We start from the raw sequence: 21,469 nt of genomic DNA on the forward strand, positions 1-21,469 counted from the left end.
GGCGACCGCATACCGGCCCCGCGGGGAGCCCGCGGGGCCTTGCCGTTCCCCGCGTGCCGGGGCGCCCCGGCAGGAGGCCCGGCGCCTGTCACGAACCTTGCGGGAGGTGAGGAGGGCGAGCGGTGCGGCGCACCATCTGGCGGGTCGTGGGGGCGGTCCTGGCGGCGGCGCTGGTGCTGGCCGCCGGGACGGCCGGCTGGCTCTACCACCGGTATGTCAACGCCCTGGAGCCACCCCGGCCGGGGTCGCCCGTCACCACGGTGGTGCGGGTCCCCCGAGGGGCGTCCACCGCGGAGATCGCCGGCCTCCTCCACCGGCAGGGATTGATCCGGGATCCGCTTGCCTTCCGCGTCCTGGTCCGGCTGCAAGGGTACGACGGGCGCCTGCGGGCCGGGGTCTACCGCTTGAGTCCCGGCATGCCGGCCCAAGCCGTGCTGGACAAGCTGGCGCGCGGCGACATCCTCACCGCCCGCTTCACCATTCCCGAAGGGTGGACGGTGGCCCAGGTTGTCGAACACCTGGCGGCCGAGGGCCTGGTGACCCGGGAAAGCTTTCGCGCCGCCCTGGACCGGGCGGCCGCGGACTGGCCCTACCTGCCCCGGGATGCCGGCACCCGCAACGCCCTGAAGGAGCCCCTGGAAGGGTACCTCTTCCCCGATACCTACCGGGTGCCCGTGGACGAGCACGGCCGTGCCGATCCGGCCCTGGTGGTGCGGCTCATGCTGGACCGGTTCCGGCAGGTGGTGGGTCCGGAGGAGGAGGCCCGGGCCCGGCAGATGGGCTTGAGCGTGCACCAGGTCATCACCCTGGCCTCCATCGTGGAGCGGGAGGCCCGTGTGGCGGAGGAGCGGCCGGTCATCGCCGGCGTGTACCTCAACCGGCTGGAGCGCAACATGACGCTGGATGCCGACCCCACCGTGCTGTACGCCCTGGGCCGGACCTCCGGCCGGCTCACCTACGCCGACCTGCGGGTCGATTCACCCTACAACACCTACCGCTACCCCGGCCTCCCGCCGGGCCCCATCGGTGCCCCGGGGGAGGCCGCCATCCGCGCCGTTCTCCACCCGGCCGACGTGGACTACCTGTACTTCGTCCTGCGCCCGGACGGTTCGGGGCGGCACCAGTTCGCCCGCACCCTGGCGGAGCACAACCGCAACGTCCGTGCCTACCGCCAGTCCCTCCAGGAGCAGGACCCGCCGGCGGGCCAGGACCGGAACCCGGACCGCTGAGGCCACCGCCCAAATCCGCCCCGGGACAGGTACAGCGGCATCCCGGCATGCATAGCGTGGCAGTGCCCCGCCTGCTGGCCGGCGGCGCGCAGCCGGCCGGTTCGTCCAGCGAACGGGAACAGCCGGCGCCCCCGGCCGGCGCGACCGGGAACCGGGGGCCTTACCCGTACAAGGAGGCGCTGCCATGGGACCCGGATGGCTGCTGCTCCTGGGGGCTGCGCTGGTGCGCGGCCTGCTCTACCTGGTCGGCTACCTGCAGACCGGTCGCAGTTTCCCCCAGCCCCTTTCCCCCGAGGAAGAGGCTCACTACCTGGAGCGCATGCGCTGCGGTGACGAGAGGGCACGGGAGGTGCTGATCGAACGCAACCTCCGGCTGGTGGCCCATATCGCCAAGAAGTTCGACGAAACCGGCGAGGATCCCGAGGACCTGATCAGCATCGGTACCGTCGGCCTGATCAAGGGAGTGGACACCTACGACCCCTCCAAGGGCACGCGGCTGGCCACCTACGCCGCCCGCTGCATCGAGAACGAGATCCTGATGCACCTGCGGGCCACCCGCCGCAACCGCCGGGAGGTGTTCCTGCAGAACCCCATCGGCGTCGACCGGGAGGGCAACGAGGTGACCCTGATGGACATGTTGCCCGCCGACGAGGACGCCGTGGAGGAGACGGTGGGCCGCCGCCTCCTGGCCCGGAGGATCCGCGAGGCGGTCCGAGAGCTGGGCCCGCGGGAACGCCGGGTGCTCGAGCTCCGCTTCGGCCTGGACGGCCGGCGCCGCTACACCCAGCGGGAGGTGGCGCGGGTGCTGGGCATCTCCCGGTCCTACGTCTCCCGCATCGAGAAGCGGGCGGTGCGCAAGCTGACCCGTCACGTGCTGGACGAACCCGGCCCCTTACCCGAGCCTGCCGGCGAGGGTGACGAGCCCTAGAATCGCCGTATAATGGGGCGGGATGCTGGGAAAGGAGCCCCTGCTGTGCGGCGGTTGTGGCGGCTCTTGACGCCGGATCTGGTGGCCCCCTCGATCTATGCCATCCGCTGGGATGCGTTGCGCGCCCGCGGGGTGCGGGGCCTGATCCTCGACCTGGACAACACCCTGGCCCGTCGCGATCAGCCCCTGCCCGACGAGGCCCTGCGCCGCTGGCTGGACGAGGCCCGGCAGCAGGGCTTCGCCGTGTGCATCCTCTCCAACAACCTGGAACAGCGGGTGCAGCGCTTCGCCCGGGCCTGCGGCGTCCCCGCGGTCCACTCGGCCACCAAGCCTCGCCGGCGCGCCTTCCTCCGCGCCCTCCAGACCATCGGCACCGAGCCTGCCCAGGCGGCGGTGATCGGCGACCAGATCTTCACCGACGTCCTGGGCGGCAATCGCCTGGGGATGGTCACGGTGCTGGTCACGCCCCTGCCCGGTCGCGAGTTCATCGGCACCCGCCTGGTGCGGCTGGTGGAGCGGTGGGTCCTCCGGCGGCTGGTCCCGCCGGGCGGCCCCCCGGCATGACCGGGGGCCGGCGGTGGCCTTGGCCTGCCCTTAATGGCTTTTCCCCTCGCTCCGATAATCCGGGAAGAATCCCGATCATCCGGGAAGAACGGGGCACCGGCGCCCGCCGGCGTCCGGTGCCGGCCGGCGGTGGTGCGGGTGGAGGCGGCGGTCCCGGGTTCCCTCGACCCCGTGGCGCTGGACCGGGTCCTGCGCGAGACCCTGACGGCCGTGGAGCGCGGGCGGGAACAGGTCTTCTTCATCGCCGAGCAGGCCCGGGAGGAATACCGGGAAGCGGCCCGAGAGCTGGACGAGGTCCGGGCGCAGGTGGCAGAGCTCATCGCCCAGGTGGACGGCCTGGCCCGCCGGCAGCAGCAGGCCCGGCTGCGGCTGGTGGAGATCTCCCGCCACTTCCAGCGCTACGGCGAGGAAGCCTACCGCGAAGCCTACGAGGAGGCGATGCGGCTCCACGAGGAATGGGTACGGGCCCAGGAGCGGGAAGCCCAGCTGCGCCACCGCCGGGACGAGCTGGAACGGCGGTTGCGCCGCCTGGGCGAGACGGTGCGGCGGGCGGAGGAGCTGGCCGGTCACATCCGCCTGGCGCTGGAGCTGCTGTCGGGCAAGCTGGGGCAGCTTTTGGGCCAGGCGGCGGACCTCCAGCGGCGGCTGCAGGTGGGCCTGATGCTGCTCCAGGCCCAGGAGGAAGAGCGGCGCCGGCTGGCCCGGGACATCCACGACGGCCCTGCCCAGATGCTGGCCAACGTGGTGTTGCGGGTCGAGGTCTGCCAGCGGCTTCTGGACGAGGACGTGGGCCGCGCCCGGGAGGAACTGGAGCGCCTCAAGGCCCTGACCCGGGAGAGCCTGCAGGACGTGCGCAAGATCATCTTCGACCTGCGGCCCATGGCCCTGGACGACCTGGGGCTGATTCCGGCCCTCCGGCAGTATGTGGCGGGCTTCGTCGACAAGACCGGACTCGAGGTGGAGCTGGTGACCCGCGGGGCGGCCCGCCGGCTCGACCCCGCCGTGGAGATCACGGTCTACCGCGTCCTTCAGGAAGCGCTGAACAACGTGTGGAAGCATGCCGGCGCCAGCCGGGTGGTCATGCGGGTGGAGTTCGCCGCACGGCGGCTGTGGGCGGAGGTAGCCGACGACGGCTGCGGGTTCGACCCCGCAGCGCCCCGCGGCGCCGATCGCTTTGGTCTGGCCAACATGCAGGAGCGGGTGGCCATGGTGGGCGGCCGCATCGACATCCAGAGCCGCCCGGGGCAGGGCACGCGGGTGCGCCTTGAGATCCCGCTGGGGAGGGAAGAAGACGGCCATGCCGATCCGGGTCCTGATCGCTGACGACCACGCCCTCCTGCGGGAGGGCCTGCGCCAGGTGCTCCACCTGGAACCGGACATCGAGGTGGTGGGCGAGGCGCGCAACGGGGCCGAGGCCGTCCGCCACGCCGCCCGGTTGCGGCCCGACCTGGTGGTGATGGACATCAACCTGCCCGACATGTCGGGCATCGAGGCGACCCGGCAGATCCGGGCGGCCTCCGCCTCGACCCAGGTGCTGGTGCTGACCATCCACGACCAGGAGGAGTACCTGCTGGAGGCCATTGCCGCCGGTGCCAGCGGGTTCGTCCTGAAGGACGTGGAGCCCCGCACCCTGGTGGAGGCGGTGCGCCTGTGTTGCCGGGGCGAGGGTTACGTCCACCCCACCCTGTCGGCTCGTGTCCTCAACCTGGGCACGCGGCGGCGGGAGCGGTGGACCCCCCTGGGCGGGGGCATCCCCGAGCCCCTGACCCGCCGGGAGTTCGAGGTGCTGCAGCTGGTGGCGGAGGGCGTTTCGAACCGGGAGATCGGCCAGCGGCTCTTCATCAGCGAAAAGACGGTGAAGAACCACATCACCTCGATCTTCCGCAAGCTGGGCGTGGCCGACCGCACCCAGGCGGTGATCCACGCCATCCGGGAGGGCTGGGTCAAGGTCTAGCGGAGCGCGGTGAACGGGGAGACGAACCGGCTGGGTGGGGGCGGCCGGCCCGGAGGGGGCCGGCCGCCCCGCTGCTGTGCGCCCGGCATGGGCGAGTGCTAAGGGGTGAAAGTCCCCTGCGGAGGGTGGCCCCGTACAACCGCTAGCCGAAGGCAAGGGTGCCCGCGGCGACGCGGGATCCGAAGGAAGCCGGAGGCAAAGTCGCGACCCGACGACCAGGAACCGCGGGCGAGGCAGCGCCGACTGGGCGAGCCGGCAGCACACGGCGAAGCCCGAGATGGGCCGAAGGGCGGCGCTGTAAACGCGGCGGGTGTGCGACGAAAGTACTCGTCCTTACCCGGGGAGGCCTGCCGGCAGGCCAGCATGGATGGCAACCCGTGACCGCAAGGCGCGACTGAGCCGGCAGGAGTCAGCAGAGGCCATAGTACCGCTGGCAATGCCGGCGGGAAGGGCCGAACGTCGAGTCCGGGAGGGTGCGGGCGCGTTCGCGCCGGGTGCAAGGAGAGCAGCCAACCCGAGAGGGTCTCGCTCAGGAGGCGGTGGTGAATCCCTCCGGGGCCTGTGCGAGAGCGGAGCACCTGGCCGGGACAGACCGGCGACCCCCCCAGCGGAGGGCGTGGTAGTGTGGACCTGATGGAGCAGGTGGTGGCCCGGGAGAACATGTGGGCCGCCCTGCGACGGGTGGAGCAGAACCGGGGCGCACCGGGCGTCGACGGCATGACCGTCGAGCAGTTGCGCGGTTTTCTGCGGGAGCAGTGGTCGCAGGTGCGTGCCCAACTGCTGGCGGGAACCTACAAGCCGCAGCCGGTCCGCCGGGTGGAGATTCCCAAGCCCGGGGGCGGCACGCGCCTACTGGGTATCCCGACCGTCCTGGACCGCCTGATCCAGCAGGCTTTGCTGCAGGTGCTGACGCCGATCTTCGACCCCGACTTTTCGGAGCACAGTTACGGCTTTCGGCCGGGACGTTCCGCTCACCAGGCGGTCGAAGCGGCGCGGCGGCACGTCGAGGAAGGGTACGCCTGGGTGGTCGACCTGGACCTCGAACAGTTCTTTGACCGGGTGAACCATGACGTCCTGATGGCCCGGGTGATGCGGAAGGTTGCGGACAAGCGCGTCCGGATGCTCATCCGCCGCTACCTGCAGGCCGGCGTGATGGTCGGCGGGGTGAAGGTGCGGACGGAGGAAGGTACGCCCCAAGGCGGCCCCCTGAGCCCGCTTTTGGCCAACATCCTGCTGGACGAGCTGGACAAGGAGCTGGAGCGGCGGGGACACCGCTTCGTCCGTTACGCGGACGACTGCAACATCTACGTTCGCTCGGAACGGGCGGGGCACCGGGTCATGGCGGGAGTGCGACGCTTCCTCGAAAAGCGGCTGAGGCTCAAGATCAACGAGCAAAAGAGCGCGGTGGACCGGCCCTGGCGACGCAAGTTCCTCGGCTTCAGCATGTACCGCGGCCGGGAAGGCATCCGCCTGCGCGTGGCCCCGCAAACGGTGCAGCGGCTCAAAGACCGCATCCGCGGCCTGACGAGCCGGACCTGGCCGGTTTCCATGCCCGAGCGCATCCGCCGGATCAATGCCTATCTGCGGGGCTGGCTCGCTTACTTCCGCATCGCGGACATGGCGGTCCTGCTCCGCAACGTGGAAGGTTGGCTCCGGCGACGCTTGCAGGCGTGCCTTTGGAAGCAGTGGAAACGGCCGCGTACCCGGTTGCGGGAACTGCGAGCCCTGGGCCACCCCGAGTGGCGGGTCCGGCAGTGGGCCCTGTCACGACGCGGGTACTGGGCCATGGCCGGTGGCCCGCTCAACAGCGCCCTGGGCAAGCCGTACTGGCTCGCCCAGGGGCTGCTGAGCCTCACTCGATGCTACCACGAACTTCGCCGTGCTTGACGAACCGCCCGGTGCGGACCCGCATGCCGGGTGGTGTGAGAGGACGGGGCCTTCACCGGCCCCTCCTACTCGATTGGGGCCAGCCTTACCGGGTCCCACCCGAGCCCCTGCCGGCGGGAACCGCCTGGAAGCCACCCGGCATGGCCCGCGCGGGTGGCCCCCTGGGACCCGGGTCCCGGCCCCCCATTGGGACCTGGGGACCGCGGAAACGCGACCTTCAGGCCATTGGCCGCCCCCGGCCCGCCCCGTAGGCTGGAATCAGCAGGACACGCCGCGCGGGTGCCGGGAGGACGGGTGGCACCAGCAAGCCCGGTGGTCCGCCGGCGGGGAAAGGAGGGCGGTGCCATGCTGCGGCTCATGGCCTGGTGGGAGGGCGTGAAGTTCCGCCTGCGGGATGAGGCGGGACAGGGCATGGTGGAGTACGGGCTGATCATTGCCCTCATTGCGGTGGTCCTGATCGGTGCGCTGGTGGCCATGCAGGGCGGTTTGAGCGCCATCTTTGAACGGGTATCGACAACGCTGGAGAAGGCTGCCCAGTCTGAATAAAGCGGTACCCATTAGCGTCGCTATCAGCGTGCAACCGCTTTCAGGGTCCACCGCTGATCCGAGAGCCGAGAAGTCGTCAGACGTCAAGGACTTTGCAACGTTTCCCCCCACCCCATCATAGGACTCCCCCCGCGCGGCGGCGGGGCCGCGGCCTGAGGCCCGCGCCCCGCCGCCGCGCTCCCTATCCAGGGAGGTTCGCATCACCGTGCAGTTCCGGGCAGCTCGTTGCCAACCAAGGTGCCACAGCCACCGGCCAGGGGGGCGTCGCCTGGACCGCCGCCTGAGCCGCCGCCAGGCGGGCCAGTCCCTCGTGGAGCTGGCCGTGTTGTTGCCCGTTCTCTTGCTGATCCTCATGGGGGTTCTGGATTTCGGGCGCTACTTCTACACGGGCCTCACCGTGCGCCATGCCGCGCGGGAGGGCGCCCGCTACGGCGCGGTCCACCCCGGGGACGACGCGGCGATTCGCCAGCGGGTCGAGGCCGCCGCCACCGGCCTCGATGCCGGTCGCCTGGTGGTCCAGGTGGATCCGGAGCCTGCACAGCGGAGGGTGGGGGAGGCTCTGACCGTCCTGGTTCGCTACCCGTTCCAGTTCATCACGCCGCTGGCCGGCCTGGTGGGAGAGGAGCACCTCCTTCAGGCGGCCGTGGTGGTCCGCATCGAGTGACCCCGGGGCCGGGGCGGGACCCGTCTGCGTCCGGACCGGGTTTCCCCATCCCGGGGCGAGGGGAGGCCGCAGAGGGATGAGATGTCATCGTCGAGCGGGCTTCCCCGGGGCCGGCGACGGGAACCGTTCCCAGCAGGGCGGCGTGGCGGTCCTGGTGGCCATTAGCCTGGCGGTCCTCCTGGGGATGGTCGGCCTGGTCGTGGACGGAGGCCGCCTCTATGCCGAGCGGACCCGCCTGCAGGCGGCCGCCGACGCCGCCGCCCTGGCGGGGGCTCCCGCCCTGCCGGAGGAACCGGCCCGGGCCCGGAACCTGGCGGAGGAGTACCTCCGCCGCAACGGGGTCGATGCGGGCGGCGCCCGGATCCAGATCGGGCCCGGCGGCCGCACCTTGCGGGTGGAGGCGACGGCCACGGTTCCTCTCGGCCTGGCCCGGGTCCTGGGTCCCGAGGCCGTGCCCGTGCAGGCGGCCGCCACGGCGGCAGTGGCCGCCGCCCGGGCGGTGCGGGGGGTGCAGCCCTACGGTGTGGACGAGCAGGAGTTCCTGCCCGGCCGCCGGTACACCCTGGTGCTCGACCGCCCGGACTCCCCCGGCAACTTTCACCTGCTGGCGCTGGGGGGCCGCGGTGCCGACACGGTACGGGACAACATCCGCCACGGTTACCCCGGCTGGGTGCGGGAGGGCGATGAGCTCGAGACCGAACCCGGGCGCAATACGGGTGCCGTGGCCGCCTACCGGGAACGCCTGGAGGCCGACCCCTACAGCACCTACGAAAACTTCCGCGCCGACTCGCCGCGGGTGGTGATCGTTCCCGTGATTCGCGGGTTCGACGCCGCTACGGGGCGCGACCGGGTCACCGTGACCGGTTTTGCTGCGTTCTTCCTTGAGGAGGCTCGGGAGGCCGAGGGCCAGGTGGTGGGCCGCTTCATCCGCCTGTGGGTGGAGGGTGAGGCCGGGGGCGATCCGGAGGGCGCGGGGGTGCGGGTGGTTCGCCTGGTCGATTAGCCGGGATGGGCGGGCGGGGCGTGCCGCCCGCTTCCCCAGCGCCGCCCCGGTGCCGCCGGTCCCGGGGTCGAGCCGGCCCGCCCCCGAGGGGGTCCGGTCCTGCCGGCGGGGGCGCGGGGGCGGCCCGCAAGCCCGGGGCAGGGGGGCGGTCCGGCTGCCGGTTCGGGCCGCGGCCGGGCGACAGGGGTGGACCGCAGCCTGGGGGCAAGGCGCGGTGCCCCGGGAAGGAGACGGAGCATCGTGAGCCGTGGACGAATGGTGCGTTACCTGCTGCTGCCCGTGCTGGCCGGGCTGGCGGTGACCATCCTGGTGGCCTTCTACGTCCGGGTGCCGGCAGGGGAGGCGGGGAAGGAGCCGAGGGTGCCCGTGGTGGTGGCCACCCGGCCCGTTCCCGCCCAGACCCCCCTTCAGGCCGACATGCTGGCCGTGCGCCAGGTGCCGGCCGATGTGGTGGGCCGGGGTGCCGTCGGCCGGATCGAAGAGGCCGTCGGCAAGGTGACCAAGGTGCCCCTGGCCGAGGGCGAGTTCGTCCTGACCAGCAAGCTGGCGCGGGGCGATGGCAGCGATGGCTTGGCCTACCGCCTGCCCGAGGGAACCCGGGCCCTCACCATTGCCGCCGATCCGGTCCTGGCGGTGGGCGGGTTCGTCCAGCCTGGAGACCGGGTGGACGTGCTGATCGGCCTGCCCGGCGGGAAGCCGGGGGTCGAACAGCCGGAAGCCCGGATCCTGGTGGAGAACGTGCTGGTCCTGGCCGTGCAGCAGGACACGGCCGCCGAGGGGGAACCGGCCGGGGACGGGCTGACCCACCTGACGCTGGCCGTGGCGCCGGCCCACGCCGCCGCCATCGTCCTGGCCGAGCAGGAGGGCCGCTTGCGGCTCCTGCTGCGTCCCGCCGGGGACGGCCGGCCCGCCGGAGCCGTCACGGCCCGCCTGGCCGACCTGGTCCGCTAGGGCGTGCCCGACCAGGGCGTTCCCGGCGGAGCGAAAAGCGGGGGTGCCGCGCCGGTTCCCCCGCGCCGCCGCCGTGAGAGCCGGCCCGGCGGCGAGGTGGGGGGCCGAGTTCAATGCCTGCGCAGGGAGGGGAGGGAAAGCGGGATGGTGGGATGGATGGGCCTCGGGTCGAACGGCCGGGAGGCCGGAAGAGGAGCGGCCGGACCTGCGGATCGCCACCACCCTGAACGACCGGTTCCGGCCGAGGGGGCCGCCAGGGAGCCGGTGCCCGGGCCGGGCAAGGCGCCCGGCGCCATACCGGGGGGCGGGGCAGGGCCCGGGCCGGTACCTGCCCCGCGGCCGGAGCGGATCCGTGTCCTGGTGGTGGAGGACGCCGAACCCGTGCGCCGCAGCCTGGTGGAGATGCTGGAGATGGAACCCGACTTCCACGTGGTCGGGGAGGCCGCCGACGGGGAAGCGGCGGCCGCCATGGCGGCGGACCTGCGTCCCCACGTCATCCTGATGGACATCAACCTGCCGCGCCTGGATGGGCTGGCGGCGGCGGAGCGGATCCTGCGGCAACTGGATACCCGCATCATCATGGTGTCCGTGGAGAACGGGCCGGAGTACTTCCGGCGGGCGATGCAGGCGGGCGCCTGCGATTTCCTGGTCAAGCCCTTCTCCCCCGATGCCCTGGCGGAGGCCGTGCGGCGGGCGGTGCCCCCTGCCGGGGAACCGGCCCTGGTCACCCCGCAGGGAGGCCGTGGCCGGCTGATCACCGTCTTCTCCGCCAAGGGCGGCGTGGGGAAGAGCACCCTGGCGGTCAACCTGGCGGTGGCCCTGGCCAAGCGGCCCGACCGGCGCACGGTCCTGGTCGACCTGGACCTGGAGCTGGGCAGCGCCGCCATGCTGCTGGGGATCCGGCCGCGGGCCACCCTGGCCGATCTCTGCCGCCGGGAGGGTGCTCTGGACCCGCAGGCCGTGGCGCCCGCCCTGCATCCCGTCAGCGGGTTCCGCCTGTCCCTGCTGCCCGCACCCCTCTTTCCCCACGAGGCGGCGGAGATCGAGGGCGAGGGCCGGCGGGATCCCGCCCGCAACTACACGGCGGAGGTGCTGGAAGCCCTGCGGTCAACCCACGATTTCGTCGTGGTGGACACGGCGGCCAACTACCGGGATTCCAACCTGACGGCGTTCGACATGTCGGACCTCCTGGTGGTGGTGACGACCAGCGACATTCCGGCGGTCGCCAACACCGCCAAGTGCCTCGACCTGCTGATCCAGAAGCTGGAGTACCCCGAGGAGAAGGTTCGGGTCGTCCTGAACCTGCATGAACCCTCGGGGCTGACGCCCGATGAGGTGGCCCACGGCCTCAACTTCCCGGTGGCCCACGTGTTGCCCCGGGATCCGGTGGCGGTGCAGGCGGCCAACGCGGGGGTCCCCTTTTGCGCCCGCCGGACCCGCTCGCCTCTGGGGGATGCCGTCGAGGGCCTGGCCGAGAAGCTGGCCCCTTCGGGCCCGGGCGCGCCGGTCCGGCCCGCGGGGCGCCGCCTTTCGCTGCTGGGATTGTTCTAGTCCCGGGCGTGGAATGTTCGCGGGCGCCGGTTCAGGCCGGCCAAGGGGGGAATGCCTGTGGGTTCAAGCCTCTACCAGCGCCTTAAGGACAAGCCCTGGGAGCCGCCGGTGGAACTGGAGGCGGAGCGCTCGTCCCGGAACCGGGACGGTGGCCGCGGCGACGGGCCGGCGGCGGACGATCCCCACCGGGCGTTGAAAAACCGAATCCAGTTGCGGCTCATCGACGAGGTGGACGCCCGGGCACTGGTTCGTCCGGAAGGTCCCAGCGAGGAACAGCGGGCGGCCATCCGCGCCAAGATCCTGGAGTACCTGGCGGAAGAAGAGTCCGTCTCGCCCCTGGAGCGGGAGAGCCTGGCCGAAACCCTCATGGCGGAGATCCTGGGGTTCGGACCGCTGGAAGCGCTGCTGCAGGACCCGGAGATCAGCGAGATCATGATCAACGCCCGGGACCAGGTCTACGTCGAGCGGCGGGGCCGGCTGGAACGGGCGCCGGTCCAGTTCGAGGACGACCGGCAGATCCTGCATCTCATTGAAAAGATCGTCGCCCCCCTGGGACGGCGCATCGACGAGGCGAGCCCCATGGTGGATGCCCGTTTGCCCGACGGGTCCCGGGTCAACGCCATCATCCCGCCCCTGGCCCTGCGCGGGCCGTGCCTCACCATCCGCAAGTTCAGCCGCGACCCGCTGCAGGTGGACGACCTGATCCGGTTTGGCACCCTCAGTCCCCGGATGGCCGTGTTCCTGGAGGCGGCGGTCCGCGGCCGGCTGAACATCATCGTCTCCGGCGGAACCGGCTCGGGCAAGACCACGACCCTCAACGTGCTCTCGTCCTTCATCCCGCCGGATGAGCGGATCATCACCATCGAGGACGCCGCCGAACTGCAGCTCCGCCAGGAGCACGTGGTGTCCCTGGAGACCCGCCCGCCCAACATCGAGGGCCGGGGTGAGGTGACCATCCGGCAACTGGTCCGCAACAGCCTGCGCATGCGCCCCGACCGGATCGTGGTGGGTGAGGTGCGGTCGGGCGAGGCGCTGGACATGCTGCAGGCCATGAACACCGGCCACGACGGCAGCCTGACCACGGCCCACGCCAACAGCCCGCGGGACCTGCTGTCGCGCCTTGAGACCATGGTGCTGATGGCCGGAATCGACCTGCCGGTGCGGGCCATCCGGGAGCAGATCGCGTCGGCCATCGACCTCATCGTCCACCAGAGCCGGTTCAAGGACGGCACGCGCAAGATCACCCACATCACCGAGGTCCAGGGCATGGAGGGAGACGTCATCGTCCTGCAGGACCTCTTCCTGTTCCAGGCGTACGGGGTGGACACCAACGGCCGGGTGATGGGCGAGTTCGTCGCCACGGGCATCCGGCCCCGATGCCAGGAGCGGCTGGAAGCGGCGGGAATCGTCCTGCCGCCGGGGCTTTTCGACTGAACCGGTGCGGGGACGGAGCCGCCGGACGGGCGGGGGCTTTCAGGAACGGCCCCGGCGGAAGGGAGAGGGTAACATGCGGGGCTTCTGGCAGGAGCTCGGCCCGATGCTAGGTGACCTGCAAGCCGTGGCCAGGCACGGCCTGGAGGCGGCCCGGCAGGTGCTGGTGGTGGCGGGGGACTGGGGCTTTTGGCTGCTGCTCGGGGTGTTTCTGGGGTCGACCTACCTGGTGTGGGGGCTTCTCCAGGCATGGGACGGCTGGCGGGGGGCCCGGGTGGCGCGGAGACTGGAAGCAGTGCACCGCCACAGCCGGCAGCGGGGCCTCCGCCTGGCACCCATGCTGGCCATGGAGGATGTCGCGCGGACGGCCCGGGAAGCCCGATCGTGGCGGCAGCAGCTGGTGGAGCGGGCCGAAGCCCGCCTGCGGGGCACCCGCTGGCTGGACGGCGTGCAGCGGAAGTTGAACCGTGCCCGGCTGCGCTGGCGGGCCGTCGAGTTCGTGGCCCTGCAGGCGGGTGCCGGCCTGGCCGGGGGGCTCCTGGGCCTGGCCATGGGAGGCCGGTGGCCGCTGGCCCTAGCGGCGACGGTCGCAGGCATCCTTCTGCCCGACGCCTACCTGGCCCGGCGTTACCAGCAGCGCCTGCGCGCCTTCGATGGCCAGTTGCCCGACGCCCTGACCTTGATGGCCAATGCCCTCAAGTCGGGTTACTCCTTTCTTCAAGCCGCCGACGTGGTGGCGCGGGAGATGCCGCCTCCCATCGCGGACGAGTTCGCCTGGCTGGTCAAGGAGACCCGGGTCAACATCCCCCTGGAGGACGCCCTGGCCAACCTGCTGGACCGGGTGCCCAGCGCCGACCTGGACCTGGTGGTCACGGCGGTCCTGATCCAGAAGCAGGTGGGCGGCAACCTGGCAGGGGTCCTGGAACGGACGGCCGAGACCATCCGGGAGCGGGTCCGCCTGCAGGGGCAGATCCGCACCCTGACGGCCCAGGGACGGCTGTCGGGCTGGATCGTTGGTGCCTTGCCGGTGGCCCTGCTGGTGCTGCTCAGTGCCATGAACCCGGCTTACTTGCAGCCGCTCCTGGCCACCCCGCTGGGCTGGACCTTGCTGGGGGCCGGGGTGGTGATGGAGGCCGCGGGCGTGCTGGTGATCCGGGCCCTGATTCGGGTCGACGTCTGACGCCCGTGGGCGGCGGAGGGGGGATCGCCGTGGCAGGCGGATGGAGCGGGCTGGCGGCCCATGGCTGGGTGGAGCCTGTGCTCCTCTGGCTTGTCTTCATGATCGTGGCCCTGACGACCCTGGCCCTGCTGGCTCCCTCGGAAGCGGAGCACATCGCCCGGAAGCGGCTCCGGGATCTGCGCCTGCGGGGTGTACCACCCGACCAGGCCGAGCAGGAGGAACTGGCCCGGCCCTTCAGCCAGCGAGTCCTCCGGCCGGCCTGGGAGCGGATGGTCGAAGCGGCGGAGCGGTGGACTCCGCAGGGGGTGGCCGCCCGCTGGGAACGCCTGCTGGCTGCGGCCGGCCGGCCCCTGGGGCTCGGGACCCTGGCCTTCCTCAAGGCGGCCGGGGCCGCGGCGGGACTGGTTCCAGGGTGGGTGGCCGGGGGATGGCTGGCCGCCGGGATGTCGGGGGCCGGCGCGGCCGGAGCGGCCTTCCAGCCGGTTGTGGCGGCGCTGGGAGCCGCCACGGGCTGGATCCTCCCGGACGCCGCCCTCAAGGCCCGGGCCACCCGCCGCAAGCGGCAGCTGGCCCGGGCCCTGCCCGACGTGATGGATCTTCTCAGCGTCGCCGTCGAGGCCGGTCTTGGCCTCGACGGCGCGGTACAGAAGGTGACGGAAAAGTTTCCCGCACCGGTGAGCACCGAGTTTCGCCAGTACCTCAAGGAACTGCGGCTCGGGGTGAGCCGGGAGGAGGCCCTGCGCTCGCTGGCCGACCGGGCAGAGCTGCCGGAGTTGCGCAGCTTTGCCGCCGCCGTCATCCAGGCGGACCGCCTGGGCGTAAGCCTGGCCCGCGTCCTGCGGGTCCAGGCGGAACAGCTCCGCTTCCAGCGCAAGCAACGGGCGGAAGAACAGGCGATGAAGACGCCTATTAAGATGCTACTGCCGCTGGTCCTGTTCATTTTTCCCACGCTGTTCATCGTGCTGTTGGGCCCGGCCCTGATCCAGATCCTGAGCGCCTTCGCACGTTAGGACCCCCGGGCGGTCACCGTCCCCGGGATGCGCTCCGGAGGCCCCGGGGCGGGAAGGCGGGCTGGCCGGGGGAAATCGCGCAGGCCGCCGGCCCCGGGTTGCGGCCCTCAGTGGGACAGATGGAAGACGGGCTCGCCGCGAGGGATGCCGCCGATCTCCAGGCGCAGGCTCGTCCGGGCCGTGGCGCTGCCGCGGCGGGCCTCAAGCCCCAGTCCCAGGATGCTCCCGGGCGGTACTCCCGCCGGTACGGTCCAGCGGAGGATCCAGCGCCCTGGGCCGTCCGGTGCGAGATCCATGGGGCGAACCTCCCCCGGCGCGTCTAGAAGGACCCGGGTGGCGCCGGCCGGTGTCTCGGCGCGCACGGTGACCGGGGAGCCCGGGGCCGCGGGGTTGGGTTCCGCCCAACCCTGGATCCAGAGGGTGGGCAAAACCTGGACGTAGAGGGTTTGCTCCCGGTGCACCGGCGGAAAGGCAGCCCGGACCACCAGGGGGTAGGTTCCAGGGGGCAGGGCCGCGGGGACCGTCCAGGCCGCCTCCCACCGGCCGGGCGCCACAGGGATCATGGGCCGGGCCCCGGTGCCCGGTGGCTCCAGGGCGACCTGCTGGACGGGACCTTCGGTGAGGGCCGTGACGTGAACGGGCTCGCCGGGTTCCACCACCACGGGAGAGGCCGTGGCGGCCAGGCGGTGGTAGACCAGTTGCACGGGCTCGACGGCAGATAGGAAGCGAGCTCCCTGGCGGGCGGTCAGAACGCCGCGCAGGAGGTAGAGTCCGGCGGGCAAGGGCCGCCCCTGCTCGTCGTGCCCGTCCCACGACCAGCGTGCCGGCAGGCGGGTGCCTGCCCAGCGATAGCGCACCGTCCCATGGATGTCCAGCAGCTCAACCTGCCAGGACACCTGGTTCCGGTTGAGGAGGGCCTGGGCCTCAAGGGTGGTCTGCTCATCCTGGCCGTCGCCGTCGGGCGAAAAGACGGGTGGCTCGGCTCCTACCCGCATCAGCGCGGACTTGTAGATGAGCGTTGCGCCCTCGGCCCGGGTCAAAGGGCGATCGGGGCGCAGGTAACCATCGCCGTAACCCACCATGATGGCCAGGTCGAGGGCGGCCGCTACGGCCCGCCGCAGTTCCGGCCGGATCCGCTGGGCGTCGGCGTACCTTCCCAGCAACCCCTGCAACCGGTCCTCCGTAAGGCTGTCGGCGTACCAGCCCAGGTCCAGGGCATGAACCAGCATGGCCGCCGCTTCATCCCGGCGGATCCCTTCGCCCGGGCGAAAGCGCCCGCCAGGTTCATTGGAGAAGATGCCGGCCCGGCCACCGGCCTGGATCCAGGGAAAGGCCTCAAGGCCACCGCCTGCCACGTACTCCGGCGGTACATCCCGGTAGACGGGCGGCCCCTGGGGATCGGGGGCCAGGCCCATGACCTTCGCCAGGAGTACGGCAAACTGGGCCCGCTCCATGAAGGCGTTGGGCAGGAAAAGCCACTGCCAGCGTCCGAGGGCATCTTCCCGCGGGTAGCCGTCGGTGACCCCTTCCTCCCACAGCACGCGGACCTCGTCCTCGGCCCAGTGCCCCTTGAGGTCCGCGTACCACGGATCGGCCGCCTCGGCCGGGAGGGCCAGCGACAACAGAAAAAGGAAGGGAACGAGGAGACGGTAGCACCGGGGCCGGCGGCGCGGGCTGCCAGGCGAACCACCCCCGGTGCACCGGCGGCCCGCGAGCGCTCCTCCTTCTTCCGGAAAATCGATCCTTGTCGCGACGGCGACCGCCGCCGAGCCAGGCCTGCCCGCCGTCACGCGCCGGCCCGCTCTCTCGCCCCCCAGGCGTCTCCCGCTGCCCCGATTGCCCGCTTCGTCCGGCCGCGGCATGCCCGCATCACCTCCTGACGAAAGGAGCCTACCACACTACGGTTGAATTGGAAAGTCTTTACTTCCCAGGTTGGCGTATGGTAGCATGGGCCCAGATACGCCAATTAGTGGAAGGGGGGTGAGGGCGTGCCGCGAATGTCGTGGCGGGCTGCAGCCAGCCTTGGGGTGGCCCTTCTGGCCGGAACCACCGCCTACCTGATCTACCTGGACGCCACCGCATCCTTGCCCGTGGTGGTGGCTACCCGCCCGCTCCGGGCACCCCTCAACGTGGAGGCGGACATGGTGTCCGTGGTGCCGTTGCCTGCCGCGGCGGTTCATCCCCGGGCCGTGGGGGATCCATCCCGCGTCATCGGCCACGTCCTGCGCCGGGACGTGGAGGCCGGCGAGCCGCTGCTGGAGGCCGACGTGGTGGCGGGCGAAGGGGCAGGTCTTTCCGCCTTTCTCGAAGAGCACCAGCAGGCCTTCTTCATCCCCACCCGGCTCGAACAGGGATTAGGCGGCGCCGTCGAACCCGGCGACCGGGTGGACGTGATCTTTGTCGGCGGGGAAGGTCCTGGCGCGGTGGCGCGCACGCTGCTGGAAAACCTCCCGGTGCTACAGGTGCGGGATGAGGAAGGCCGGCGTTATGAGGACGGCCGTCCCCTGGGCGTGCTGGTGGGTGTCACCCCGGCCGAGGCAGAACGGCTTGCGTACGCCCTGACCTACGGGCGGGTCTATCTTGCCCTGGCTCCTGCCGGCGGCGCGGCAGGGGGCGGATCGGGCGTCACCTGGGACAACCTGTTCCTCTTCCCCGATGACCTCAAAAGTACAGGGTCCGCTGCGACACCGGCCACCGGGCCGGCGGCGGGCTCCCCGCCGGCTCCTCCCGCCCGTCCGGTTCCGCCACCCCAGGGTGCCGTTCCCCCGCCGGGTGCCGGGCCTGCCGAAACCCCGCCGTTGGAGCCCGGCGAGGGCTCCGCCGAGGCCAGCGGCCCGGAACCTGCGATCCCCCTGGTGGACCCCCAGTGGATGGAGGAAGGAGCGGATGGGCCATGACGGGGAACAACGGCACCGTTTTCTGGTACGGCATCGGCCTCCGGCCCGGCCAAATCGAGCGGCTGGCCCGCCACCCGGGCTGGGAACCTGCTGGCTTGGCCCGAGCTGCCGACACGGTGGCCGCCCCGCGGGAGCCGGTGGATGTATGGCTGCTGCAGGCGCCGGACCTGGCGGAAGCGTTGCGCTGCGGCCGGCTGGTCCGCAGCCGCCACCGGGAAGGTTCCCTGTGGCTCCTGCCCCCGCCTGAGGCCCCGGCCGACGTCTGGCAGGCGGCAGCCGCCGCCCTGCTGGGCAGCGAGCCGTCGGTCCGGGTCGTCACCTCGCTGGACCAGGCGCTGGCCGAACCCAGCCTGCTCGCCGCCATGGCACCGGGCATCACCGGCCGGGGAGCGGTACACCACCCCCAGGCGGCGGGCCGTGACGGGCACCCCTCGGGTCCAGCGCCTTGCGGTCCCGAGGCCAACTACAGGGTGCCCGCCGAGACAAGCCGCCCGGAGATCGGGACAACCCGTTTGGACGGCCTGCCGGAGGGACGCACCGGAGAGGCGGCCACGCCCGGGAACCGCCGTTGGGTCGCAGGGCCGGCATCCGGACAGCGTCTCCCGGTGCCGGATTCCGGTCTGGCCGAACGGCCTGCCCGTCCGCCGGAGCCATCGGCATCCCCCCGGAACCTGCCACCGGCCGAGGGCCCTGGGCAGGCGGACCATGCCGCCAGGGGCGCTGCCGGCAGCGAATCGCCGGCAGCCCGCCGGCCGCCCGCAGCCCCCGCGTCCCCGGACCCGGGCGCCGTGCCTCCCGCCGCCGGCCTTAGCGGAACCGCTTCCGGGGTGCTGGTCGCGGTGGCCGGTGCCAAGGGTGGCGCCGGCCGGACGTGGCTCGCCTGCGAGCTGGCGGTGGCCGCCGCCGCCCGTGGGCTGCGGGCGGCCCTGATCGACGCCCACTGGGCGGCGGCCGATGCGGCGGTGGTACTGGACCTGCCGGCCGGCCCAACCGTGCTCGACCTGCAGCCCTTGCTGGACGGCCCGGAAGAGGCGTGGCTGGACCAGTGGCTGGTTCATCCTCGATCCGGCCTGCGGGTCCTGGCCGGACCTCCCCGGCCGGACCTGGCGGGGCTGGTGGAACCCCAGACCCTTGGGCGGGTGATCCGGCGGGCGCTGGGATGCTTCGACCTGGTGGTGGTCGACACGCCGGCCGCTCCAGCCTGGCTGGAGGACGCGGGCCTTCACGGCTGCCCGGCTTCGGGGATCCTGGTCACCACACCGGAGGCGGCGGCCCTGCGCCGGACCCGCCTCTGGCTGGAGGAAGCGGCCCTGGCCGGAAAGGCCGATTGGAGCTGGTGCGTGGTGGTCAACCGCTGGTCCGGTTCCCATGGATCCCGCCAGGCCACCGAAGGCTACCTGGGCGTACCCGTCACGGCCTGGATTCCGGACGACCCGGGAGGGGTTCAGCAGGCGGCGGCCGCAGGCCTGCCCCTCGTGCTGGCGGAGCCCGGCCACCCCGCGGCCCGGGCCGTGGGCACGCTCCTGGCCCAGCTGCTCGGGCAACCCCTTCCCGGACCCCGCCCCGGGAGGCTGGCCCGGCTGTGGCGGCGCTGGCGGGCAGGGGGCCGGCAGGCCGGGGCTGTCACCGGGGAGGGGGTGACGGCCCATGTCGGCTGAGCCGCAGTCGATCACCACCTGGGACGAAAGGCGGTTTCTCCAGCTGGTCGAAGCCGTGCGGGAGCGCCTGCTGCGGGAGCGCCCCCAGTTGCTGCGCGAACCGCCTGGGCCCGACCTGCGGCGGCGGCTTGAGGCGTTCATCACCCAGGTCCTGGCCCGACCCGGGGGCCTACCCGCATCCCTGGTGACGCCTGGCCTGGTGCGGGCAGTCGCGGCCGAAATGGTGGGGCTGGGGCCCATCGACCGGCTGCTGGATGACGACGCCGTCACGGAGATCATGGTCAACGGCCCGCATCGCATCTTCGTGGAGCGGGAGGGACGGATCGAACCTTTCGCCGGCCGCTTCCGTAACGCCGACCACCTGGTGGAGACCATCAACCGCATCGTGGCTCCCCTGGGGCGCCGGGTCGACCCCGCCCATCCTTTTGTTGACGCCCGCCTGCCATCGGGCGACCGCGTTCACGCCATCGTGCCGCCCCTGGCGGTCGACGGTCCGGTTCTCACCATTCGCCGTTTCCGGCGGGAGCGCCCCGCCCTTGAGGAACTGGTCCGGATAGGAACGCTGCCGGACGCAGCGGCGCGATACCTGGCCGGCGCCGTGCGCAGCCGCCGCAACGTCCTGATCGCGGGAGCCACCAGCTCCGGCAAGACCACCACCCTCATCGCCCTGCTCCGGGCTGCGACCCACCCGCTGGAACGCATCATCGTACTGGAGGAAGCGGCCGAAATCGACCTGGGCCCGGACCGACATGTGGTGCGCCTGGAGGCGCGGCCCCCGGGCCTGGATGGACACGGTGCCGTGCCCTTGCGCACCCTGCTGCGCAACGCGCTGCGCATGCGGCCGGACCGGCTGGTGGTGGGGGAGGTCCGCGGCGAGGAGGCCGCCGATCTCATGCAGGCCCTCAACACGGGTCATCTGGGTTCGGTTTCGACCATCCACGCCAACAGCAGCCTGGACGCCCTGCGCCGCCTTGAACAACTGGTGCTCATGGCGGGGGAGAACTGGCCGCCGGAACTGGTGCGGGAGCAAGTTTACCGGGCGATCCACCTGGTGGTCCATCAGGTGCGGCTGTCTTCGGGCCGGCGCGTGGTGGCCGAGATCGTCAGGGTTCGTCCTGAAGGAAGCGTCGAGCCCGTGCTGCCGGCCGCGCTCCCAGCCCGAGCCCGGGCGGTTCTGCCGCAATCAGGGGGTGTATCTGCCGAGGTTCGGCAGGGAGGAGGGACATCGGGTGAGTCCCGTTCCGGTTAGCATGGGCGCCCTGGCCTGTGCCCTGTCGGTGGGGCTTGCAGCCTGGCTTGCCGCCGGGGCATGGCCCGAACTGCAGGCGGCGGTCCGGCAACGGGGGAGCGGTGCCTTCCAGGCCTGGCGGGGCAGGCTGCACCGGCCCTGGCGGATCGTCCCCGGCCGGTTCACCATCCTGAACCCGGCGCGGGGCCGCCCGTCGGGGCGCGGAACCGAGCGGGCCGCCGAAGCGCTGGAGGGATTGCTGGTGACGGTCATCGCCCACCTGCAGGCCGGCCGCCCTCTACGCCAGGCGTGGATTGAGGCGGCCCGGGAGGTGGCGGCACCCGTGCTGGAACCGGCCAAGGGCGAATTCCTGGCGGCCCTGGGAGCAGGCCTGCCCCTGGAAGAGGCGCTGGGTCTATGGCACGGCCAGACCGGCCTGCGGGCCCTGCGCCGGTGCCAGGCCGTTGCCTCGGCGCACCGCCGTACCGGTGGCGACGTGACCGGTCCGACCCTGGCGGTCATCCAAAGCCTGCGCGAGCAGCGCCTGGCCTGGGCTGAGGTAGCGGCGCGGACGGCGGAAGCTCGCCTGTCCGCCCGCCTGCTGGCCCTGCTGCCGGTGGCGGTGGCGGCGTACGCGCTGGCCATGGACCCGGCCTTCCTGGGCCCGCTGTGGGAAGATCCGCTGGGCCGTGGGGGCCTGCTGTATGCCGTCGTGTCATGGCTGGCCGGTCTCTACCTGCTGCGCCGGCTCAGCGCTGCCCTGAACGGCGCGGGGGAGGAATGATCCC

The 21,469-nt window shown here is 72.2% G+C and carries 19 protein-coding genes; 18 read left to right on the forward strand and 1 reads right to left on the reverse strand.

What is annotated here, in order from left to right; all coding sequences use genetic code 11:
* Window positions 1–122 precede the first annotated feature (122 nt).
* The 14 genes from mltG to THESUDRAFT_RS10370 all read left to right on the forward strand — a co-directional run bounded on the left by mltG (window position 123) and on the right by THESUDRAFT_RS10370 (window position 14,898).
* Window positions 123–1,229 (forward strand): endolytic transglycosylase MltG, encoded by a 1,107-nt coding sequence (gene mltG, locus THESUDRAFT_RS10305; RefSeq protein WP_006904729.1) that lies wholly within the window; start codon window positions 123–125, stop codon window positions 1,227–1,229.
* 184 nt (window positions 1,230–1,413) lie between these two features.
* The gene (sigK, locus tag THESUDRAFT_RS10310) at window positions 1,414–2,157 is read left to right on the forward strand and encodes an RNA polymerase sporulation sigma factor SigK (protein ID WP_006904730.1); all 744 of its coding nucleotides are present in this window, start codon (window positions 1,414–1,416) and stop codon (window positions 2,155–2,157) included.
* A 45-nt stretch (window positions 2,158–2,202) separates the two neighbouring features.
* Window positions 2,203–2,721, forward strand: coding sequence for a YqeG family HAD IIIA-type phosphatase (locus tag THESUDRAFT_RS10315; protein WP_006904731.1), 519 nt, complete (start codon window positions 2,203–2,205; stop codon window positions 2,719–2,721).
* A gap of 138 nt (window positions 2,722–2,859) precedes the next feature.
* On the forward strand, window positions 2,860–4,044 hold the full coding sequence (locus tag THESUDRAFT_RS10320) for a sensor histidine kinase (protein ID WP_006904732.1): 1,185 nt from the start codon (window positions 2,860–2,862) through the stop codon (window positions 4,042–4,044).
* Window positions 4,019–4,675, forward strand: a complete 657-nt coding sequence (locus tag THESUDRAFT_RS10325; protein ID WP_006904733.1) for a response regulator — start codon at window positions 4,019–4,021, stop codon at window positions 4,673–4,675. Before THESUDRAFT_RS10320 ends, THESUDRAFT_RS10325 begins: the two co-directional genes overlap by 26 nt.
* 633 nt (window positions 4,676–5,308) lie before the next feature.
* The gene (ltrA, locus tag THESUDRAFT_RS10330) at window positions 5,309–6,562 is read left to right on the forward strand and encodes a group II intron reverse transcriptase/maturase (RefSeq protein WP_207635469.1); all 1,254 of its coding nucleotides are present in this window, start codon (window positions 5,309–5,311) and stop codon (window positions 6,560–6,562) included.
* A gap of 345 nt (window positions 6,563–6,907) precedes the next feature.
* Entirely contained in the window at window positions 6,908–7,108 is a 201-nt protein-coding gene (locus THESUDRAFT_RS10335) for a Flp family type IVb pilin (protein WP_006904735.1), read from the forward strand.
* 310 nt (window positions 7,109–7,418) lie between these two features.
* Window positions 7,419–7,772 (forward strand): TadE family protein, encoded by a 354-nt coding sequence (locus tag THESUDRAFT_RS10340; protein ID WP_242823398.1) that lies wholly within the window; start codon window positions 7,419–7,421, stop codon window positions 7,770–7,772.
* A 76-nt stretch (window positions 7,773–7,848) separates the two neighbouring features.
* Window positions 7,849–8,775, forward strand: coding sequence for a pilus assembly protein TadG-related protein (locus THESUDRAFT_RS10345; RefSeq protein ID WP_006904737.1), 927 nt, complete (start codon window positions 7,849–7,851; stop codon window positions 8,773–8,775).
* A 240-nt stretch (window positions 8,776–9,015) separates the two neighbouring features.
* Complete coding sequence (cpaB, locus tag THESUDRAFT_RS10350; protein WP_006904738.1) at window positions 9,016–9,726, forward strand: Flp pilus assembly protein CpaB; 711 nt, start codon at window positions 9,016–9,018, stop codon at window positions 9,724–9,726.
* Window positions 9,727–9,870: 144 nt separating this feature from the next.
* Entirely contained in the window at window positions 9,871–11,277 is a 1,407-nt protein-coding gene (locus THESUDRAFT_RS10355; RefSeq protein ID WP_006904739.1) for a CpaE/TadZ family protein, read from the forward strand.
* A gap of 57 nt (window positions 11,278–11,334) precedes the next feature.
* Complete coding sequence (locus THESUDRAFT_RS10360; RefSeq protein WP_006904740.1) at window positions 11,335–12,711, forward strand: TadA family conjugal transfer-associated ATPase; 1,377 nt, start codon at window positions 11,335–11,337, stop codon at window positions 12,709–12,711.
* A 73-nt stretch (window positions 12,712–12,784) separates the two neighbouring features.
* Complete coding sequence (locus THESUDRAFT_RS10365) at window positions 12,785–13,888, forward strand: type II secretion system F family protein (RefSeq protein WP_006904741.1); 1,104 nt, start codon at window positions 12,785–12,787, stop codon at window positions 13,886–13,888.
* Between the two features lie 29 nt (window positions 13,889–13,917).
* Complete coding sequence (locus tag THESUDRAFT_RS10370) at window positions 13,918–14,898, forward strand: type II secretion system F family protein (RefSeq protein ID WP_006904742.1); 981 nt, start codon at window positions 13,918–13,920, stop codon at window positions 14,896–14,898.
* 107 nt (window positions 14,899–15,005) lie between these two features.
* Here THESUDRAFT_RS10370 and THESUDRAFT_RS10375 read toward each other — a convergent pair whose 3' ends face one another.
* Window positions 15,006–16,760 carry an S-layer homology domain-containing protein gene (locus THESUDRAFT_RS10375; protein ID WP_006904743.1) on the reverse strand — a complete coding sequence of 585 codons (1,755 nt, stop codon included), beginning with the start codon at window positions 16,758–16,760 and terminating at the stop codon, window positions 15,006–15,008.
* Window positions 16,761–16,895: 135 nt separating this feature from the next.
* Between THESUDRAFT_RS10375 and cpaB (THESUDRAFT_RS10380) the strand changes: the two genes are divergently transcribed.
* From cpaB (THESUDRAFT_RS10380) to THESUDRAFT_RS10395, 4 genes are read left to right on the forward strand one after another with little or no spacing between them, the layout of a single operon-like run.
* Complete coding sequence (gene cpaB, locus THESUDRAFT_RS10380) at window positions 16,896–17,795, forward strand: Flp pilus assembly protein CpaB (RefSeq protein ID WP_242823416.1); 900 nt, start codon at window positions 16,896–16,898, stop codon at window positions 17,793–17,795.
* On the forward strand, window positions 17,792–19,453 hold the full coding sequence (locus tag THESUDRAFT_RS13955) for a CpaE/TadZ family protein (protein WP_006904745.1): 1,662 nt from the start codon (window positions 17,792–17,794) through the stop codon (window positions 19,451–19,453). The genes cpaB (THESUDRAFT_RS10380) and THESUDRAFT_RS13955 overlap by 4 nt, the downstream gene beginning before the upstream one ends.
* Window positions 19,443–20,702 (forward strand): TadA family conjugal transfer-associated ATPase, encoded by a 1,260-nt coding sequence (locus tag THESUDRAFT_RS10390; RefSeq protein WP_006904746.1) that lies wholly within the window; start codon window positions 19,443–19,445, stop codon window positions 20,700–20,702. Before THESUDRAFT_RS13955 ends, THESUDRAFT_RS10390 begins: the two co-directional genes overlap by 11 nt.
* Entirely contained in the window at window positions 20,683–21,465 is a 783-nt protein-coding gene (locus THESUDRAFT_RS10395) for a type II secretion system F family protein (RefSeq protein WP_006904747.1), read from the forward strand. Before THESUDRAFT_RS10390 ends, THESUDRAFT_RS10395 begins: the two co-directional genes overlap by 20 nt.
* Window positions 21,466–21,469 lie beyond the last annotated feature (4 nt).

Source organism: Thermaerobacter subterraneus DSM 13965 (assembly GCF_000183545.2).
Taxonomy (GTDB): domain Bacteria; phylum Bacillota; class Sulfobacillia; order Thermaerobacterales; family Thermaerobacteraceae; genus Thermaerobacter; species Thermaerobacter subterraneus.

Excerpts from the sequence above, each read along its gene's own strand:
- sigK (WP_006904730.1), top strand. The coding sequence starts at position 1,414 with ATGGGACCCGGATGGCTGCTGCTCCTGGGGGCTGCGCTGGTGCGCGGC.
- THESUDRAFT_RS10325 (WP_006904733.1), top strand. The coding sequence starts at position 4,019 with ATGCCGATCCGGGTCCTGATCGCTGACGACCACGCCCTCCTGCGGGAG.
- ltrA (WP_207635469.1), top strand. The coding sequence starts at position 5,309 with ATGGAGCAGGTGGTGGCCCGGGAGAACATGTGGGCCGCCCTGCGACGG.
- THESUDRAFT_RS10335 (WP_006904735.1), top strand. The coding sequence starts at position 6,908 with ATGCTGCGGCTCATGGCCTGGTGGGAGGGCGTGAAGTTCCGCCTGCGG.
- THESUDRAFT_RS10345 (WP_006904737.1), top strand. The coding sequence starts at position 7,849 with ATGAGATGTCATCGTCGAGCGGGCTTCCCCGGGGCCGGCGACGGGAAC.
- THESUDRAFT_RS10355 (WP_006904739.1), top strand. The coding sequence starts at position 9,871 with ATGGTGGGATGGATGGGCCTCGGGTCGAACGGCCGGGAGGCCGGAAGA.
- THESUDRAFT_RS10365 (WP_006904741.1), top strand. The coding sequence starts at position 12,785 with ATGCGGGGCTTCTGGCAGGAGCTCGGCCCGATGCTAGGTGACCTGCAA.
- THESUDRAFT_RS10375 (WP_006904743.1), bottom strand. The coding sequence starts at position 16,760 with ATGCCGCGGCCGGACGAAGCGGGCAATCGGGGCAGCGGGAGACGCCTG.
- cpaB (WP_242823416.1), top strand. The coding sequence starts at position 16,896 with ATGTCGTGGCGGGCTGCAGCCAGCCTTGGGGTGGCCCTTCTGGCCGGA.
- THESUDRAFT_RS13955 (WP_006904745.1), top strand. The coding sequence starts at position 17,792 with ATGACGGGGAACAACGGCACCGTTTTCTGGTACGGCATCGGCCTCCGG.
- THESUDRAFT_RS10390 (WP_006904746.1), top strand. The coding sequence starts at position 19,443 with ATGTCGGCTGAGCCGCAGTCGATCACCACCTGGGACGAAAGGCGGTTT.